This is a genomic window from Pseudomonas sp. TNT3 (genome assembly GCF_010095445.2).
In the GTDB taxonomy this organism is placed as follows: domain Bacteria; phylum Pseudomonadota; class Gammaproteobacteria; order Pseudomonadales; family Pseudomonadaceae; genus Aquipseudomonas.
Window position 1 is genome coordinate 19,075 of record NZ_WFGV02000007.1, and the last position, 18,019, is coordinate 37,093.

The 18,019-nt window shown below is 54.5% G+C and carries 12 protein-coding genes and 1 pseudogene; 6 read left to right on the forward strand and 7 right to left on the reverse strand.

Annotated features, from left to right (window positions below):
- Positions 1-53 precede the first annotated feature (53 nt).
- The 4 genes from GBC55_RS06425 to GBC55_RS06440 all read left to right on the forward strand — a co-directional run bounded on the left by GBC55_RS06425 (position 54) and on the right by GBC55_RS06440 (position 4,217).
- Positions 54-836, forward strand: coding sequence for a TIM barrel protein (locus GBC55_RS06425; protein WP_162436463.1), 783 nt, complete (start codon positions 54-56; stop codon positions 834-836).
- Positions 829-1,815 (forward strand): sugar kinase, encoded by a 987-nt coding sequence (locus GBC55_RS06430; RefSeq protein ID WP_162436464.1) that lies wholly within the window; start codon positions 829-831, stop codon positions 1,813-1,815. The genes GBC55_RS06425 and GBC55_RS06430 overlap by 8 nt, the downstream gene beginning before the upstream one ends.
- Before the next feature lie 104 nt (positions 1,816-1,919).
- On the forward strand, positions 1,920-3,218 hold the full coding sequence (locus GBC55_RS06435; RefSeq protein ID WP_162436465.1) for an MFS transporter: 1,299 nt from the start codon (positions 1,920-1,922) through the stop codon (positions 3,216-3,218).
- A 21-nt stretch (positions 3,219-3,239) separates the two neighbouring features.
- Positions 3,240-4,217, forward strand: coding sequence for an NAD(P)-dependent oxidoreductase (locus tag GBC55_RS06440; protein WP_162436466.1), 978 nt, complete (start codon positions 3,240-3,242; stop codon positions 4,215-4,217).
- A 113-nt stretch (positions 4,218-4,330) separates the two neighbouring features.
- On the opposite strand, the gene GBC55_RS06445 is transcribed toward GBC55_RS06440, so the two are convergent.
- Positions 4,331-5,518, reverse strand: coding sequence for a pyridoxal phosphate-dependent aminotransferase (locus tag GBC55_RS06445; RefSeq protein ID WP_162436467.1), 1,188 nt, complete (start codon positions 5,516-5,518; stop codon positions 4,331-4,333).
- Positions 5,519-5,866: 348 nt separating this feature from the next.
- On the opposite strand from GBC55_RS06445, the gene GBC55_RS06450 reads away from it, so the two are divergent.
- Together GBC55_RS06450 and GBC55_RS06455 are read left to right on the forward strand one after the other, a co-directional pair.
- Positions 5,867-6,151, forward strand: coding sequence for a LuxR family transcriptional regulator (locus tag GBC55_RS06450; protein WP_281508179.1), 285 nt, complete (start codon positions 5,867-5,869; stop codon positions 6,149-6,151).
- A 53-nt stretch (positions 6,152-6,204) separates the two neighbouring features.
- Positions 6,205-6,945: a response regulator transcription factor gene (locus GBC55_RS06455; RefSeq protein WP_162436468.1), complete on the forward strand. Its 741-nt coding sequence runs from the start codon at positions 6,205-6,207 to the stop codon at positions 6,943-6,945.
- Between the two features lie 60 nt (positions 6,946-7,005).
- On the opposite strand, the gene GBC55_RS06460 is transcribed toward GBC55_RS06455, so the two are convergent.
- From GBC55_RS06460 to GBC55_RS06485, 6 genes and pseudogenes are all read right to left on the reverse strand, one after another.
- On the reverse strand, positions 7,006-7,248 hold the full coding sequence (locus tag GBC55_RS06460; protein ID WP_247266874.1) for a hypothetical protein: 243 nt from the start codon (positions 7,246-7,248) through the stop codon (positions 7,006-7,008).
- 345 nt (positions 7,249-7,593) lie between these two features.
- Positions 7,594-7,836, reverse strand: a pseudogene (locus GBC55_RS06465) (RHS repeat-associated core domain-containing protein); the annotation flags it as partial.
- A gap of 145 nt (positions 7,837-7,981) precedes the next feature.
- Positions 7,982-8,743 (reverse strand): RHS repeat-associated core domain-containing protein, encoded by a 762-nt coding sequence (locus GBC55_RS06470; RefSeq protein ID WP_162436469.1) that lies wholly within the window; start codon positions 8,741-8,743, stop codon positions 7,982-7,984.
- Positions 8,743-12,666 carry an RHS repeat protein gene (locus GBC55_RS06475; RefSeq protein ID WP_162436470.1) on the reverse strand — a complete coding sequence of 1,308 codons (3,924 nt, stop codon included), beginning with the start codon at positions 12,664-12,666 and terminating at the stop codon, positions 8,743-8,745. The genes GBC55_RS06470 and GBC55_RS06475 overlap by 1 nt, the downstream gene beginning before the upstream one ends.
- 66 nt (positions 12,667-12,732) lie before the next feature.
- The gene (locus GBC55_RS06480; protein ID WP_162436471.1) at positions 12,733-15,537 is read right to left on the reverse strand and encodes a hypothetical protein; all 2,805 of its coding nucleotides are present in this window, start codon (positions 15,535-15,537) and stop codon (positions 12,733-12,735) included.
- Between the two features lie 125 nt (positions 15,538-15,662).
- The gene (locus GBC55_RS06485) at positions 15,663-18,008 is read right to left on the reverse strand and encodes a hypothetical protein (RefSeq protein WP_162436472.1); all 2,346 of its coding nucleotides are present in this window, start codon (positions 18,006-18,008) and stop codon (positions 15,663-15,665) included.
- Positions 18,009-18,019: the final 11 nt, after the last annotated feature.

The window sequence follows — 18,019 nt, forward strand, 5'->3', positions numbered from 1 at the left end:
ACCAGCCTTTTTTTTTGAACAAAAATGAAACCGGTTTCAGAGGTATAAAAACAATGAACAAACCACCCGTTTCCATCAGCCTCTCCAGCTACGGTGCCGACCTCGTCCGCCAACGCGGCCAGGGCAGTTTCATCGAAATATTGGCCGCTGCCGGCGCCACGCGCATCGAATGGCGCGAAGAATTGCTCACCGTTGAAGACCCCGCGCTCCTGGCCGACGCCACTGAGGCCCAAGGACTGGAAAGCGTCTATTCCTCGCCCATGGAGCTGTGGCTGGCCGGCCAGTCGAAGCCCAATCCGGAGCTGATCACTGCCCTGCAACGCGCTCAGGCGTTCGGCGCGAAATGGCTGAAGGTGTCCCTCGGTTACTTCACCGACACCTGCGACCTCCAGTTCCTGAATCAAGTGCTGAGCAAAAGCTCGGTGCAGTTGCTGGTGGAAAACGATCAGACCCTGCAGGGCGGTCGCATCGAACCGTTCCAGCGCTTTTTCGCCGATGTCGAGCAACACACGCTGCCGATCAAGATGACTTTCGACATCGGCAACTGGCACTGGCAGGACCAATCGGCAGCCAGCGCTGCAAGACTGCTGGGCCGCCATGTCGGCTATGTTCACTGCAAAGCCGTCACCCGCCGCACCGACGGCAAACTGGTCGCCATCCCGCCTGCCGCGAGTGACCTACAGGCATGGGAACAACTGTTGCGACACATGGACCACGGCGTCATGCGCGCGGCGGAATATCCACTGCAAGGCGATGACCTGATTCAGCTGACCACCGAGCATGTCGCCGCCCTCGCCCTTCTGGGCCAATCCCGACTGGAGAACGCTCATGTCTGAGATCGATATTCTGTCCTTCGGTGAAACCATGGCGATGTTCGTCGCTGAGCAGAGCGGTGAACTGGCCAAAGTTGGCCACTTTCACAAACGCATTGCCGGTGCCGACAGCAACGTCGCCATTGGTTTGTCGCGGTTGGGGTTCAAAGTGGCGTGGCTTAGCCGGGTCGGCGATGATTCGCTTGGGCGTTTCGTGATCGACACCCTGGCTAAGGAAGGCCTGGATTGCAGCCATGTCGCTGTCGACAACCTGCACCCAACCGGTTTTCAGCTCAAGTCCCGCGCCGAGGATGGCAGCGATCCGGTGGTCGAGTACTTTCGTCGAGGGTCGGCGGCCAGTCATCTGTCGTCGCTATCGATCAAGCCGGAATTACTTAACGCTCGGCATCTTCATGCCACCGGTATTCCTCCGGCGCTGTCTGCCAGCGCGCGGGAAATGTCTGTCGAGTTGATGACCCGCATGCGCGAGGCCGGGCGCAGTGTGTCTTTCGATCCAAACCTGCGCCCGAGCCTGTGGGCCAGCGAACAGCAGATGATCACCGAGATCAACCGCCTCGCCGCCCTCGCCCACTGGGTGCTGCCGGGTTTGAGTGAAGGTCGCTTGCTGACCGGTTTCGATGACCCGGCCGACATTGCAGCGTTTTATCTGGATCAGGGCGCCGAAGCGGTGGCCATCAAACTGGGGCCGCACGGGGCGTATTACCGCACGCACCTGGATCAGGGATTTGTCGCGGGTGTGCCGGTGGCGACCGTGGTCGATACCGTCGGTGCCGGCGACGGGTTTGCCGTCGGGATGATCAGCGCGCTGCTGGAGAACCACAGCTTTGCCGAGGCCGTTAAACGCGCCAACTGGATTGGCAGCCGGGCGGTGCAGAGTCGCGGGGATATGGAGGGATTGCCGACCCGGTCCGAGATGTCCGTTGAATTCGAAAACGCCATCGCCAGCAGCCTGGTTCCCACAGGGGATTTGTGTCGCCTGTAGATCCAGTGTGGGAGCTAGCCTGCTAGCGATGAGGCCCGCCCAATCACCGAAGATTTGAACCCGATACCTGCTGCGACAAAAACAACAAGCTCAGGAGCACCCCCATGAAAACCGCAACCCTTGCCGCCCGCCGCTGGTGGTACATCATGCCCATCGTGTTCATCACCTACAGCCTGGCGTACCTCGACCGCGCCAACTACGGTTTCGCCGCCGCCTCCGGCATGGCCGCCGACCTGATGATCACACCGGGCCTGTCCTCCATGCTCGGCGCGCTGTTCTTCCTCGGTTACTTTTTCTTCCAGGTGCCGGGGGCAATCTACGCGCAAAAACACAGCGTGAAGAAGCTGATTTTCGTCAGCCTGATCCTCTGGGGAGGCCTGGCGACCTTGACCGGCATCGTCTCCAACGCCTACTGGCTGATCGTCATCCGCTTCATGCTCGGCGTGGTCGAAGCCGCCGTGATGCCGGCCATGCTGGTGTACCTGTGTCACTGGTTCACCCGTGCCGAACGCTCCCGCGCCAACACCTTCCTGATCCTCGGCAACCCGGTGACCATGCTGTGGATGTCAGTGGTGTCGGGCTACCTGGTGCAGCATTACAGCTGGCGCTGGATGTTCATTATTGAAGGCTTGCCCGCAGTGCTCTGGGCGTTTATCTGGTGGCGCCTGGCCGATGATCGTCCGGCCCAGGCCAAGTGGCTCACCGATCAGGAAAAACACGACCTGGAAAGCGCCCTGGCCGCCGAACAGGTGGGCATCAAGGCGGTGAAGAATTACGCCGAAGCCTTTCGCTCACCCAAAGTGATCATCCTGGCGTTGCAGTTTTTCTGCTGGAGCATCGGTGTTTACGGTTTCGTACTGTGGCTCCCGTCGATCCTCAAGGCCGGTGCGCAAATGGACATGATCGAAGCCGGCTGGCTCTCGGCGCTGCCTTATCTCGCGGCAGTGATCGCCATGCTGCTGGTGTCCTGGGGCTCGGACAAACTGCAAAAACGTAAACGCTTCGTTTGGCCTCCGTTGCTGATCGCCTCGATTGCCTTCTACGGTTCCTACGCCCTCGGTGCCGAACATTTCTGGTGGTCCTACACCCTGCTGGTGATCGCCGGCGCGTGCATGTATGCGCCGTACGGACCGTTTTTTGCCATCGTCCCGGAGATTCTCCCGGCCAACGTGGCGGGTGGCGCCATGGCGTTGATCAACAGCATGGGCGCGCTCGGGTCGTTTGGCGGCTCTTACCTGGTCGGTTACCTGAACAGCTCCACCGGTTCGCCGGGCGCGTCATACCTGCTCATGAGCGGCGCCTTGATGCTGTCGGTGGTGCTGACGATTTTTCTCAAGCCCGGCGCCAGCGACCGGGAGCAGCCCACGGTCGCGCTGACATCCCGCACTGCGGCCCATTCCTGAATTGAAATTGAGATGACAACGATGAAAAAGCAGGTTGTTCTGTACAAGAAACTCTCACCGCTGTTGATGGCGCGTCTGCGCGAACAGACCGAAGTGACGTTGATCGAACGCCTTGACGCCGAAGGTCTCGCCCAATTGCGCGAAGCCCTACCCCAGGCGCACGGCTTGCTCGGCGCGAGCTTGAAGCTGGATGCCGAATTGCTCGACCTCGCGCCTGATCTGCAAGCCATCGCCAGCGTCTCCGTAGGCGTCGACAACTACGACATCGACTACCTGACCGAACGACGAATCCTGCTCAGTAACACGCCCGATGTGCTTACCGAAACAACCGCTGACACCGGTTTCGCGCTGATCCTGGCGACGGCCAGGCGCGTGGTAGAACTGGCCAATGTGGTGCGTGCTGGCGAGTGGACGCGTAATGTCGGCCCGGCGCAATTCGGCACCGATGTGCATGGCAAGACCCTGGGCATCATCGGCATGGGGCGGATCGGCGAGGCGCTGGCGCAGCGTGGTCACTTTGGATTTGGCATGCCGGTGATCTATCACAGTCACTCGCCGAAACCGGCGGTGGAACAGCGTTTCGATGCGCAGTACCGGAGCCTTGCGCAGTTATTGCGGGAAGCCGATTTCGTCTGCCTGACGTTACCGCTAACGGCGGAAACCGAAAAGCTTATCGGCGCTGAAGAGTTCGCGCTGATGGGGCCTGAGACGATCTTCATCAACATTTCCCGGGGCAAGGTGGTGGATGAAGCCGCGTTGATCGAGGCATTGCGTGACGGGCAAATTCGGGCGGCCGGGCTGGATGTGTTCGAGCGGGAACCGTTGAATCCAGACTCGCCGCTGTTGCAGTTGAACAACGTCGTGGCCACACCGCACATTGGTTCGGCGACCCATGAAACACGCGAGGCCATGGCCACCTGTGCGGTGGACAATCTGCTGGCCGCGCTGGCGGGTGAGCGGCCGAAAAATCTGGTGAATGCCGGGGTCTGGAAAGGCTGAAGGTCAAAAGATCGCAGCCTGCGGTAGCTCCTACAGGACTTAATCATCCACAATTTCTGGTGAACTCAATACCTGTAGGAGCCGCCGCAGGCTGCGATCTTCTGATGTTTTGATCAGGCCCGCCGCGCCTCCAGCACGTTCGACGCACACAATGCTATACGCTGACACGCATCTGCCAGCTTCAGCCGATCCACCACCAATCCAATCCGGATGTGCCCCGCCGCACTAGGCCCGAACGCTTCCCCGGCCAGTACGGACACCCCATACCCCTCCAGCAGGCATTCGGCAAACCGCTGCGCGGATAAACCGGTCTGGCGCACGTCGACCATCACAAACATCCCGCCGTCCGGACGGATCGGCCGCAGACCCGCGCATCCGTAAAGGCTCGCGCACACCAGGTCGCGGCGCTGACGGTATTCCTCGCGCATCAGCGTCACCTCCGGCAAGTCCTCATCCAGCGCCAGTTGTGCGGCCTTCTGCACGAACTCCGGAATGCCGAACAGCATGCACAGCGACAGATGTTCCAGGTGATCAGCCAATAGCTTGGGTCCGATCACCCAGCCCACTCGCCAGCCGCTCATGGCGTGGGATTTGGACAGGCTGTTGATGGTCGCGGTGCGCTCGGCCATGCCCGGCAGGCTGGCCGGGCTGATGTGCTCGCCCTCGTACAGCAGCTCGCTGTAGACCTCGTCGCTGATCAGCCACAGGTCGTGACGGATGCACAACGAAGCCAGTTCCCGCCAGATATCCAGCGACAGACTCGCACCGGAAGGATTGTTTGGACTGTTTAACAAAACAGCGCGGGTTTTCGTCGTGATCAGCGCCGCGACATCCTCCGGATCAACCCGAAAACCGTACTCTGAACGCACCGCCACCGGCACCACTTTCGCCCCGATTGCACCGAACACGCCTTCATAGGTCACGTACATCGGTTCGGCAACAATCACTTCATCCCCGGGATCGAGCACGCATTGCGCCACCGAATACACCGCACACTGGCCGCCCGGCATGATAACCACCTGTTCGGCGTCCACCACCTGGCCAGTGTGTCGCTGATGACGGCGGGCAATGCTGTTGCGCAGCCCTCGTCTGCCGCGCACCTCCGAATAATGGGTGTCACCAGCCAGCAAGCTTTCGACAGCTGCTTGAACAATGGGTTGGGGTGTATCGAAATCCGGGTCGCCGACCGAAAGCAACAGGATGTCGACGCCCTGCTCGCGCAATTGCAGTGCGCGGTTATGAATGTGCCAGGCCGCAGCGCCTTCTCCGGCGATGCGATGGGTCAAGCCTGAATAGCGCATGTGGTTCTCCTGTCGCGCGAAATCCTGATTCAACCCTATCTCAATTCGCCAAAGGCGCCACTTCGGGCGTGCAATTCAAAAAAAATTCGATTCAGTACCTACGGTCGTCCTCCGGAAAAGTCCCACAAAACATTATCCATCGGACTACAGCCATGAAGTCCGCACGTCGATAAAGTCGCCTACCTGTAATTTGTGACAGGTTCCGTGGCTTTTTTTTCGCGTTATAAATAGGCCGAACCTCCAGCCACCTACACCGTGCCTGAAGGCGGCCGCGTGAATTGTCCAATTTGCAGTAGGAAGATTCCTCCGCGCCCACGCGATCATTGATGATAAATGGGAGATTCCGATATGAACCGTACCAATGTGACGCCCGTCCGGTCATCGCCAACCCAGGTCCATTTTCAGCCTCAGGTGCCCGAACACGCGACATCCATATCACTGACCAACCGAGAAGCAGAGGTGCTGCAGTGGAGCGCCGCAGGCAAATCCTCATGGGAGATCGCCCAAATCGTCAATTGCACCGAAGCCGGTGTGAATTACCACTTCAACAACATTCGCCGAAAATTCGGCACAAGCTCGCGCTGGACCGCTGTGGTCAAGGCACTGGAGCAAGGTCTGATTCACTTGCCTTGATCCGGATCCACCCTTCTGTTCAGTGCCCCAATCAGCCTGAACCGAGAAGCCACATGAACCCCGGACCTCTATCTGCCCTGACACCCACCGACAACCCGATGCCAGAACATCGCAGCGGCGTAGCCGGTCGGGGTGTTCAAACTACATACCGGATCATCCTCGCCGACGACCATCCCGTGGTATTGCTAGGCGTCAAAATGGCGCTGACCTTACCGATCGGTTCACCCTTCTCCGTAGTCGCTGAAGCGTACAATGCCGATGAACTTCTTCAACAGTTGGAACGCTATCCCTGCGAGATTCTGGTGTGCGACTACTCAATGCCCGACAGTCAGTCCCCCGACGGGCTGAAACTGATGAGCTACGTCAAACGACACTTCAGTCACGTGAAGCTGATTGTCATGACGATGCTGTGTAACCCGGGTTTGCTCCAGGCGCTGCTCAACACCGGCGTTAACGGCTTGTTCGACAAACACAGCTCGCTGACCGAGTTGAAACAGGCCGTGCATGCAGTGGCAAAAGGTCGGCGGTATTTGAGTCCGTCTTTTGAGCGGATGCTGGACGCACAGACGTTGCCGCGTCATGCCGACGAAGCACCGAAGGCGGCGTTGTCGGAGCGGGAGCTGGAAGTGGTGCGATTGTTTGTGCAGGGCATGTCGGGGCGCCAGATTGCCGCGCAACTGAATCGCAGTGAGAAAACGATCAGTCGGCAGAAACGCACCGCGATGGACAAGTTGGGGGTTGGACATGGCGGTGCGTTGGTGGAGTTTGCGAGGGTGAGTGGGTTAAAAGGCTAAACCCCGCATTCTCATGATTAAAACCGGGGAGTTTTACCTACGTATACTCCGTTTATCTACTCATGATAAAGCTGTCACTTTGGCCTCTTTAATCCCTTGCCTTATGAAAGAAGATTTCACCTCGGCAAGTTGTTTAGGCCGACACATCAAACCCCCTCTTCTTTTGTAGTCAAATGTAGCATCGGCCGGAACTTCATTGACCCCTACCCAACTTTTGTTGAGTTTTTTACTACTATCAAAATGCACACGCTCTGCCATCTCGCTAAAACTAACTGTTGTTGCAGAACGTGCCTGGCCAGACACTGCGTCGCCCTGTTGCAACCTACTTCGAGCATTGCTTGGGGTCGTAACAAGCACATGAGATCCGCTTGGCTGTTGTACGACAGAATCCTGCATAACGCCGGCAGTAACGTTTCGGTGTGATTGAAGTTGGGAAGCCGAGCCTGAAAACGAAGTAGGCAGCTCAACCCTCGCCACTACAGGAACTTGCGCCAAGTGACTGCTTGGCATTAAAGGCCCTGAGTTTACGCTCGACATAACAGTTTCGGACCACTGGCCGGTAGCCAGTTTCACCCACTTACCCATACGCCCCGTCGGATCCGTACGCATAACCGGATTCCCGCCGCAATACGCATACGCATTCAACCCACCCTCCCCAAACGGACTCAAACTGTCCGGACTATGAAACCTCATCAGCCTGGGATTGCACGCCCTGTAGCCATTACCCAACAAATACCAACCCCATTTGTCCTCACGCAACTCGCCGTTGTAACCCAGCTGACTGCTCGACGATTCATTCGGGCGATCACCGTAGACTGTGTACGCGTAATTCTGGCGTTGCTGCGCACTGATCTCGCACAGCAAGCTGTTTTTGTCATCGACGGCTAGCAATAGGGACTGCAGGCCTTATGAGTATTGTTTTACTGTCACCGATTCCTCCGCAACTAAAGGTATCGTATATCGGATAAAAAATGTATGCGATGCGCCTGCACCGCATACACCGTATTCCTAACTATCCTGGGTCACATGGACACCATTAATTGTATCCATCCCCAAGATAACTTTTTTGCACCTTGCCACGAATACCGCTGTTCTTGGCACCGTGCATTTGATTCGCTATTTTTTGTTTGTAAAACTTACTTTGAATCTTATCGAAATCTCTAGCCCCCACTTTAAAATACTCTCTCGACTCGCGGGTAATGCCTGGTGTTCCAGTATTGCTGTCCGCGTACTGTAATGCTTCTCCAAGACGATTGAATTCATCAATATTTTTATTTATACCCTCCACTGCCTCATTTGCGCGCCTCGCTTTGAGAATTTTATGCTCCAGCAACTTTCGTGTTTTGTTCAGTCGCGTCACGTCTTTCGGTTTAATTTCCAAGACTGATGCTGCACCTTTTTTAGAGGTAAACACGAGGTCTACAGGGATATCTGTAGAAACAGTCTTAGTGGTGGGCCTGAACACTCGCAGCAAATTCCCCCATATGGAGTGCCCATCTCGGTCTACATTGCTGACCGGTTCGCCTTCGCAGTAAGCATACGCATTCAACCCACCGTCCCCAAACGGACTCCAACTGTCCGGGCTCTGAAACCGCATCAATCTCTGGCTATAAGCCCGATAACCATTACCCAACAGCTGCCAACCCGTATCCGGTTCACTAAACTCACCGTTGAAGCCCAGCTGCGTTTCAACCGGCCGTTGCGCATTCTGATGACCATACGCGGTATAGCCGATGGTATTGGCCACGCCACCACTCATCTCTGACAGGACCGTATTTTTCTGGTCGCTGGCCAGCATCAGGACTTTGGGCCAGCACCGCCCTGCTGCTCAGCGAGCAGTGTTTCGTTGGCACGCACGAAGGTGCTGCTTTGATCACCGCTAATCAGGTTTAACAATGTATCGCCATTGTAAAAACGCTGTTCGTCGTTGCTGGCACCGCCGACTGACGAGAGTTTGTCTTCACTGTCATATGTGTGACCTCTGGGCGTTCCACCGTCCTTTTCGCTGACACTTTCCAGGCGACCCAGGCTGTCATAAGCCAGGCGTCGACCCGCTTCGTCCTCGAGCAAATTGCCATTTTCGTCGTATTCAAATTTCTGGACGAGGGGATCATCGGGATTTTCTGAATGTACATCGGTAATGCTGCTCAACTGCGCCGGGTCTTCGTATGCATAGGCGAACGTTGATTTTATGGAACCACCATCGGCAAATGTGGAGGTAACCTCTTCGAGATTATCGATAGCGTCGAAAAAGAACATTTGTGATTTCAGTGTTTTGCCACAAGGGTGCACGGGGGATTGTGGTCCGGCGCATTGATAATTCTCGAGACGTCCGCGCAACTCATACTCATAGTGCTCGTCACGCAGGATCTCGCCGCCCTCATCGGCACCTTCACTCAGCAGTTTGTGCACGATCTGATCCAGACCATTCCAGCTCTGGCTCAGACGAGAAGCCGATGCGCCGAAATCAAATTCCCGCACCGTCTCACGACCTTGAGCGTCGTACTTCAGGGTGATTTTGAGGCGTTGATCTGCGGAGCCGTCCACCGTGTGAATGGTGGCGGTCTGCCCTTGGGCGTTGTAGGTAAAGTCCGTCTTGATATAGCCCGGTTGGCCTGCTTCACCCAGCGCCGTCCAGTTGAGTTGGCCGGTTTTTTGATCGTACTCGTATCGCTGCACTTGATTGAGTACATCGGTGTAACGCACCAAACGCCCCAGTCGACTGTACACGTAGGTCATTTCATAGGGCTCGCCGCCCTGGGTACGTTTTTCGGTGATCACTTCACCGTTGCTGTCGTAGGTACGGGAAAGCGCCAGGCCCTGTTCCGAAGATTCGATCAACCGTGCATTTTTCGGATCGTAATCATAAGTCGACTCGATCGCCGTCAACGCTGCCGTTTTGGGGATGGTGACACGCGTGATTGGCTCCTCGGTCAATTCAGGCATGTAGGTATAAGCAATCACGTCACCGCTTGGCCGCTTGACCCGATCTGGCTGGCTGGTGCTGCCGTCGAATTCATATTCGGTGACACGCCCCCCCGTGACTGACTTCGTCATTCGCTCCAGACCATCGAACGCCTGGGTCCCTAGCACGGTTGAACCGACCCGAATCAGCGTCGGCAAGTCTGCACGGCTGTGCACTGCATATTCACGCACAACCTTGTTGCGATCAGGCAACGTGGTCTCGATCATGCGGTCGTAAGCATCGTAGACGTACTTGGTTTCCAGGTTGGCTGCGTTTTTCTCCGATGCGGTCCGTGCCAGCCCGTCATATTTGTAGCTGTGCAAACTGATACGCGTCTTGCCGTCCAGCTCGAAGCGCTCGACCGTGACCGGTTTTTCGAAGCGATTACTGAGGGTTTTGGTCTTGCCCATCCCTTCGACCCATTCTTCACTGGTGAAGGTGATGGGGTTGTTATCGGTAAAACTTTTGACCCCGTCCGGGCCGGTGACGCTGGACTGCTGGCCCCACAGGTCATAGGTGAAAGTACTGGTCAGCTTGAGATCGGTTTTCTCCAACCAGTCGATCTCGGTCTCGGTGGTCAACTGGCCCAGCGCGTCATAGGTGGCTTCGTAAATGTCGCGAAAAGCGGCGGTGCCATTGTCCTTATCCTGACGTTGCTCTCTGATTGGGCGACCCAGGCCATCCAGCCAGGTTCGACTTTTTACCTGTTTGACATCTTCGACTTCCTGGGTAACCGGGTCGGTTACCGGCGCTTGGTCCTGATCAGCCGGGCGGATCAGTCGGTAAGTGTAAGTACGTGTGGCGTTATTGAGCGCGCTGTCAGGCGCCACTGTTTCGGTAAGCACCCGACCCAAGGCATCGTAGGTATAACGGATCTTGACGTCTTTATCACTGGAGAGGATCGGCTCACCATTGAGCAGCGAGCGCTCCTCGAGAATTTCTTTGTGCACGCTGTCGAAATCAGTGGTCAGCGTCTGTTTGGTGAGTAAAACGGTTTCACCGGCAAAAGTCGCAAAAGTGGCGGCGGGCTTGCTGTATTCATAGTCGGTAAACGTAGTGTGAAGGTCGTTGGCGCCACCACGTGCGACCCCTTGGCGTTTAGGCTGACCATGCAGAAACGGGGTGCCCGGCTCGTTGAAGTAAGTGTAGGTCGTGCGCTCCAGTAGCGGTGCGGTTTCGCCTGTGCCTTCCAGCAATTGTTCTTCGGCCAGAGCCACCCAATGAGTCGCGCTGGTGCTCAGAGGTGGTTGTTCGACATAGTTGTAGCGTGTACGTAAAACCGGGGCGCCGGCTTGCAAGTCAGGCACGAGTGCTGGGTCCTTGGCCGGGGAGACGGTTTTTTCTTTCACATGACGGACAAAACCGTAGGGGTCTTTCCACACCCCAGGCACACCATCGGCAGGGTAATAAGATGTGGTTTCGGTAATGCCGTTGGCCTGAACGCTAAGTGTCTGGTTACCGTGAATGTCGTACTCACTGATTACCTTGTCTTCACGAAATTGCGTCGCGTTATCAGTCAAATTCCAGCGTGTTGCCACCTCTTTCGGCAACTGGCATTGACGCACCTGCTCGTCAAACGACAACGAATCATCAGCGTAGTAAGTGGTTTTGACGGTTTGACGATGAGTGCCCTGGGTGGTGACTTCCGACGTCAGCAGGTGAAACCGGTTGAACGTCCGGGTGACGGTACGAACGGCGTCGTTCTCCACCATCAGCTTTTCGGTGGACTCATATACATACGTACCGAGGATTTTATAGAGGTTGTCCAGCCCGTCATCAGTCCAACTGATGGGCGAGTTTTTACCCAGGAAGTTGTTGCCACTGTCGCTGTAGCTGTACTTCACGGTAATCGAGTTCTGACCACCACCCGGGTCGGTGACATGATCAGTGACGCGGGGCAGGTTCAGACGATCGCTGCCACCAGGGAAACCGTGGCCGAGGTCGTTATACGAGAGGGTCTCGTGAGCACCCAGTGGTGTCCAGACTTCCTTGATGCACAGCTGCTCGCGTTCGATCCCATATTCGAAACGCCAGCCGGCGTCGTTGGTGACAGGCAAGTTGACGCGCGTTAGCCGGTCACTGTCCAGTTCCAAGGTGAACACTGCCAACGGTACGTCTCGTACCGGCTTGATTCGAAGTTCAATCGTGGATGAGCTCTTGATGACTTCCAGCAACACGCCCTGGCTATCTTTGATGGTACTCAGCATCCGTCCCTGCGCGCCGCCGCCATAGGTCAATGTAACGGCATGCCCCTGAGGGGAGTACATTTTCACCGGCATGGCCACTTCCGGGCTTGAGCCCATGCGCTTGAGGACTTCTACCAGTCCGGAGGCGTGCACGACTTTGTACTCGCCAAACTCGCGCTGTGCATCATCGTCGGACAGTTCGTAGAATTTGAAGCTCTGGATTTTCTGTTCTTTCATTTTCTGGCGAGTGGCATCCGGGTTTTCTGCATCGTCCCCATAATCGCCCGTGACTTTGAACGTCTCGCCTGAAAACACTGAGATGACTTGTGAATCGGTGATGAACTGCGTTAAACCCAGACTCCACCCTTCCCCGTACCCGTAGTTCAAGGGATTGGTCGGGTTAAAAGAAAGCGACAGTTTGGGTACCGGACCTCGCAGATCGTTGGCTTCTACTTCGTGCAGCGAAAGTGCCACGGTATATAACCCGGTGCGCGGGTCGACACCGGATTGTACAAAGCTGCGAAAGTTGAAAGCATTGGAGTGAAGTGCCGTTTTTTCTTCGTTTTTCATGGTTCGATCTCGTCAGTCAACAATTTGGTAAAAGCGGTGCGCGATGCACCGCTTGTAAAACAGTCGTCAGAGAGTGGGCGGTGCAATCGTTCTGAGCTGAATTCGATTCCGATCGGCTGGTTTCAACTTCACCTCAATGGCATGTTGATGGCCTTCCTCGTCAGTCATGTAAAACTGCATGCCTTCTGCCTTGAGTTCGTTGAAATCGCCAGCACTGTCCTGGCGGACATCCTTGCGGCGAACCACGGAAAAAAGAAGATCCCCCTCTGGCAGATTGAAATTATTGATTTGAGATTTGAGTGCCTGTCCTACTTGAGTGGAGCACTTCAGTATCGGGCTGTACGTCATTACAGGCGGCAAGCTTTTTTTGCCCATCCCTCTAAACGCCCAGCCCGTGCAACTGAACATCCTCTCGTTATCGAACGTACTTTCCCACTGAACGTGCGAACCTTTATTCATCGGTTTGGCCGTCATGAACTTCAGCACTTTCCCTGAAGGCTGTTTAAAAGATAACTCCCAGTAATCCAGCGTTTCGAGAAAATAATCGAAATTACGATCATCGTCCTGGTCACTTTCACTTTGCCCACCGCCCTCAATACGATTTCGTTTGAGGGTATAATTGGCGAAACTGACGGGAGGGCTGCGTTCGGGAAGCAATTCAATGGAACGGAGTTCGTGTGTTGAATCAAGCGAACTGTAGCGTCTGCCCTCTGAATAAAACACGGCGTAAAACTTCGTGATTTCGGTCGTATCTCTCGCCATCATGTAAACGTAGACATGTTGATCTTCAGCGGCAGGAGCGTTATCTGTCAACGACTTGACGTTGGTACTGCCCGCCGGTGTGTAATCATTGGTCACACGTGTTTGAGCCCATTTTACGTTCCCCTTCGGAACACCGATTTGCCCTGCCGGCAAATCAACAACTTGTTGATTCGAATCCATGTAGAAGATTCTCAAGGTAGACAAATCCTCTAATGTAATAGGCACGTCGCCCCTCGTCTTGAGTTTTATATCAAGGGCCAGTTGTTGATAGCCATTGGCATACAATTTTCTTTCGCCTCTGCGTGACGTTATGTGAAACGAGTCGAGCTGGTCCCACCCGGCTTCCAAAACATGGTTGCGGTTATTTATGACGCTGTATCCGGCGCGTACAAGCCACCCCTGAGCATAAATAAGGCACTGGACAACGTTGACCTCACTTGAACGGCCGGCAGGGGCAGTGAACACACCCTTCGTTGAAACGCTTCCGCCACCAGAGATAACTGACCACTGACGTTCAAACTCAGGTGGAGCGGCCGAACTTTCGCTCAGTTCTACGACGCCGGAGCGAGGTAGCGTGCTCACAAAAGGAGGATTAATCGTCACCGTTGCGTCAAAAGCGGACAACACCACGTTGGCTGTTACAGTTTCACCGTCCGAGTTGGTGACCGAGATCTTCTGGGTAACAAATGGAACTTTCGGATCCATAGTGGTGGGCGGCGTGTAGATCGCTACATTGCCAGTGACCTCCAAGTCACCCAACACCGGTTTGCTCCAGGTCAGGGTACTCCCACTGAGCGCTGTTGCGACAAGGGTCACGGATTCACCGCCTGCGCGCCTCGCCGCAGACTTGGGCGACACGGTCATGTCTTCCGCAGTAACCAACAGCAGTGCCGAAGTTACATATTCCAGCCTTGTTATCGGGTCAATAAAGGTCGCGGTCACAATATTGCGCGCAACATCCTTACCGATTTCATCTGCGTCCACTGGCATATATCTACCGTAAGGATCCATTTCACCTCCGGACGCGAAAGTGTTGAGGCTTTTGACGCTCCATTGCGCAGCGACACGTTCACCGTTCAAATAGGCTAGATAGGTGAGCGGTTCACCACCGGCCTTGAGGCTGTATACCGAGGGCTCGATGGTCAGTGAGGTTTTAGACGGGTCCAGACTACCGAAAATAACCATGTCATGAGGCTCGAAACGCGAATGCTCGACGAAAACGTTTTTCCCCTCCGGGAAAAGCAGGCTCTGAATCAACTCCAGCTTCTCGTGTTCACAACGCCCGCTGAACTCCCTGGCCAGCACCATCGTCGCCGAGTACTTCTTGAGTCCATTTTCTTCGTCATCAGGAATGAGGTAGGGGAAGGTCTCAGGCGACGGATAGTCCCCACCGTGTTCGCTGCCTTTAAGTTTAACCATCACCACGACAGCGCCATCTGCAGCGTTCAAAGCCCCGGCCACCGCTGCGCCAGGCGCTCGTTGCGTCAGAATTTTGAAACTGTCAGGGTGCAAATCACTGACCCCGCTCAGGTTCAGCATCCCCAGTTCATATACTTGCCGTTCAGGATCCAGTGCCTTGAATCGCTCGTCGAAGAACTCCCCAAGCTTTTTCTGGCTGGTAGCTGGCGCCGCCAGATTGCATGAAAACTTGGTGCCCTGGGAGATATTCAGGATCACCCGGCCGAACAGATCAACCTCTCCTTTGACGTACGACAAATCCAAATGCAGCGTGACCGTGTAACCTTGCGCTTCTGTGATGGCGTAGCTGTACATCACACCCATGTTTTTTTCCTGGGCGGTAAACGTCCCACTCAGGATACTGAGTGTTAGCATGGCTTTAGAGTTACTGAGCACTGAGGGTTCAAATGACAACAAAGGTGTACCCAATACAATATCAGTCAGTTCGCCCTCCTCTGTTTGCGCATCATTTAAATACATCTTCCCGGAAAACCCCGGCATGTGGTTGAATCCCTCGTATTTTTTCAACCATTGCTGTTGTAAAATCAGGTTAATTCGCTCGCGGTCAAACGCACATATCGCTCCCCATTTTTCCATGATGGAGCCTGCAGTCATTTTTTCTATAATATCGGTAAGTGAGTTGCCGGCCATGATAATGATCCTCAAAACAATAATGTGGGCGTGCGTGAAAAGTCCTCTGAACTTTTCAGAGGAATGAACAATTGCGTCAGGCTACAAAAAAGGTGTTTCGTTGATTGCGCGATTACCCCTTAGGGCTATTGTGGGATTTCAGGGGCAGGTTTTGGCGGTAATGCTCCCAAGGGCAGGGGTTGTATAGAAAAGTTATCGCCCATCAACCAGTCATTCATTGTGAAATTGGCGGTTATAATAACAAATTGATGTTGACTGGTAGGGTCAGCAGTATAAAGACCGTTCTGGTCGATTGAACCGGCGCCCTCCGCAGGAAAGCAACTCCAAACGGCATCAGGAACCGGTCTACTACCGAGCGATGCAGAAAACTGCGCTTTCCCGGGAGCCTGTCCGTCAACTTCAACATCAATCGTCAAGCCCTGCCTATTATGCTTCACCACAACAAAAGAGGACTGTACTTGCCCCGTAGTGTTAGTTACCTTGACTTCGTCAATGGTAAATGTTTTATCCTCAAACGGCTGTTTCAACGGGGCCGTGTAAACGTTTGTCCGATCCTCATTAGCGTCTTCCGGAATTTCGCCTTCCGTTGCCGACCACTTCAACGCGCCGGTCATTGCATTGGCTGAAAACGCTACCGTTTCCGCTGAGCCATCACTGGAGGCATCACACGTTTGCACCAGCGGATTGAGGGTAATAGCGCGGGCGGCAATCGTTACCAGTGCTGTGCTGGTATGACCTGCGGCAGTGGCCGTCACTTTTACCCGCTTGAAAGTACCATCAATGTCGTCAAGCCCGGGCGCGGTGTATCGCCCGGTACTTTCATTGATTTGTCCGGCTCCGCTCGTGGTGCCATCAATGTTTTTTACACTCCACTTTACCCCCGTTGTGACGGGTGAGGTTGCAAAGGTGTGGGCAGTGCCGTAACCGAGGAGTTTTTCCTGAGGATTTATGGCAAAGGTGGTCAAGCGTGGACTAATGGAGCCAAAACTAACCAGATCACCAGGGGCATGAACACTTTTCAGTTCTATCGCGTCTTTACTGGTAAATAAGAGACTATGCAGCACAAACGCGTCAATGGGCTCAAATGCATTAACGAAAATCTTGGCAACCTCAGTCTTACAATGTTCTGTGATCTGTTGTTTTAAAGGTGAATTCTCAGCATTGATGAACCCCGCGACCGCATCGGATATTTCTCCTTTATCCTTGACTGCAACATCCACCTTGAAGTTCACAACCTTAACGATAATCCTTCGAAGATCCGGATCAACTTCAAACGAAAACGTACCGCTGATATTAACACCCATACTAAACTGCTTGATCTGCAAGTCGTCACCAATCCAGACACCGCATCCGATACCATGCTCGACTGTCCCCATGCCGACCCCCATATTCCCATCACCATAATTTGTGACGGTCAACCTATGGTCGGGATTAATGTAGATAGGTATTTCGAACCACCGAAATCTATAGCGGTCCGCAGAATATTCAGTCGTTGGCACGTATAAAAAACCGTTGGAGGGGCTAACTTTTAGTCTCCAAATGTTTCCCCCGCCGTCAACCGCTTCTTCAAACGTCGCATCGTCAGAGTTAAAAACCCGCTTGGCGCCAATGGCAATGATCTCACGCATCAGCAGCTTATTACCGATCATCAAACTAGCATCAACCTCCGGCCGATCACTCGGAAACGGATACAACCAATCATCCCCAGGAAAACCACCTAATGGTTGGTCTTTCATTGCAATGCGCAATTCCAATGCACCTTTGCCAAACTTAGATGCTTTCGCTAAATTCGCACCCTGTTCCATAACAATGCGTGACTGGAATCTATGCGGCTTCAGATAGTCCTGGTCGGTATAAGCCAGTTGTCCAAGTGTAAACGTACTGCGCTCGGGGCCTGCTTCCCGGAATTTACGTTTCATAAAAGCGCCGCCCATACGACGCTCATGCTGGTAGCGCGATCCACTCAACTCCCAAATGCGCCTCTGTGTCGCATCGGCCCCCAGGTCAAGTACTACCTTTCCATCTTTATCCACTCCACCCTGGATATCGCTAAGCATCACCCTGTCTGCCTTGAGCTCGGGGTGGTCTAGCGGATCATAAGAATTGATTTTGGTCACTTCGGGATTTTTGGAAGCACCGGTCAGTTGGACCGTCACGCCTCCGACAACCGCTATGCTCAAGTTCGCCTCTGCGACGTTGTTACCAGCGTCATCAGGATTATTTTCAAAACTCAATCGTGGCGCGTCTGTTTGATAATTGGTGACCCAATTCCAAATAGTGTCCCCATCTGCGTATGTGTCATCGATCGCGTATTCGTACTCATTTTCATCGAATTTTGCAATGTATTCCTGGAGCAACAATTGATTGCACTTGTCACGATCGTAGGCGACGAACGCACCCCAACCGTTCATGCGCGATGAACTGGCCATCCAAGCAAGGTATTCTGCTTGCGTTACTTTTTTAACAGCCATGACGTTAAACC

Excerpts from the sequence above, each read along its gene's own strand:
- GBC55_RS06425 (WP_162436463.1), top strand. The coding sequence starts at position 54 with ATGAACAAACCACCCGTTTCCATCAGCCTCTCCAGCTACGGTGCCGAC.
- GBC55_RS06430 (WP_162436464.1), top strand. The coding sequence starts at position 829 with ATGTCTGAGATCGATATTCTGTCCTTCGGTGAAACCATGGCGATGTTC.
- GBC55_RS06435 (WP_162436465.1), top strand. The coding sequence starts at position 1,920 with ATGAAAACCGCAACCCTTGCCGCCCGCCGCTGGTGGTACATCATGCCC.
- GBC55_RS06440 (WP_162436466.1), top strand. The coding sequence starts at position 3,240 with ATGAAAAAGCAGGTTGTTCTGTACAAGAAACTCTCACCGCTGTTGATG.
- GBC55_RS06445 (WP_162436467.1), bottom strand. The coding sequence starts at position 5,518 with ATGCGCTATTCAGGCTTGACCCATCGCATCGCCGGAGAAGGCGCTGCG.
- GBC55_RS06450 (WP_281508179.1), top strand. The coding sequence starts at position 5,867 with ATGAACCGTACCAATGTGACGCCCGTCCGGTCATCGCCAACCCAGGTC.
- GBC55_RS06455 (WP_162436468.1), top strand. The coding sequence starts at position 6,205 with ATGAACCCCGGACCTCTATCTGCCCTGACACCCACCGACAACCCGATG.
- GBC55_RS06470 (WP_162436469.1), bottom strand. The coding sequence starts at position 8,743 with ATGCTGGCCAGCGACCAGAAAAATACGGTCCTGTCAGAGATGAGTGGT.
- GBC55_RS06475 (WP_162436470.1), bottom strand. The coding sequence starts at position 12,666 with ATGAAAAACGAAGAAAAAACGGCACTTCACTCCAATGCTTTCAACTTT.
- GBC55_RS06480 (WP_162436471.1), bottom strand. The coding sequence starts at position 15,537 with ATGGCCGGCAACTCACTTACCGATATTATAGAAAAAATGACTGCAGGC.
- GBC55_RS06485 (WP_162436472.1), bottom strand. The coding sequence starts at position 18,008 with ATGGCTGTTAAAAAAGTAACGCAAGCAGAATACCTTGCTTGGATGGCC.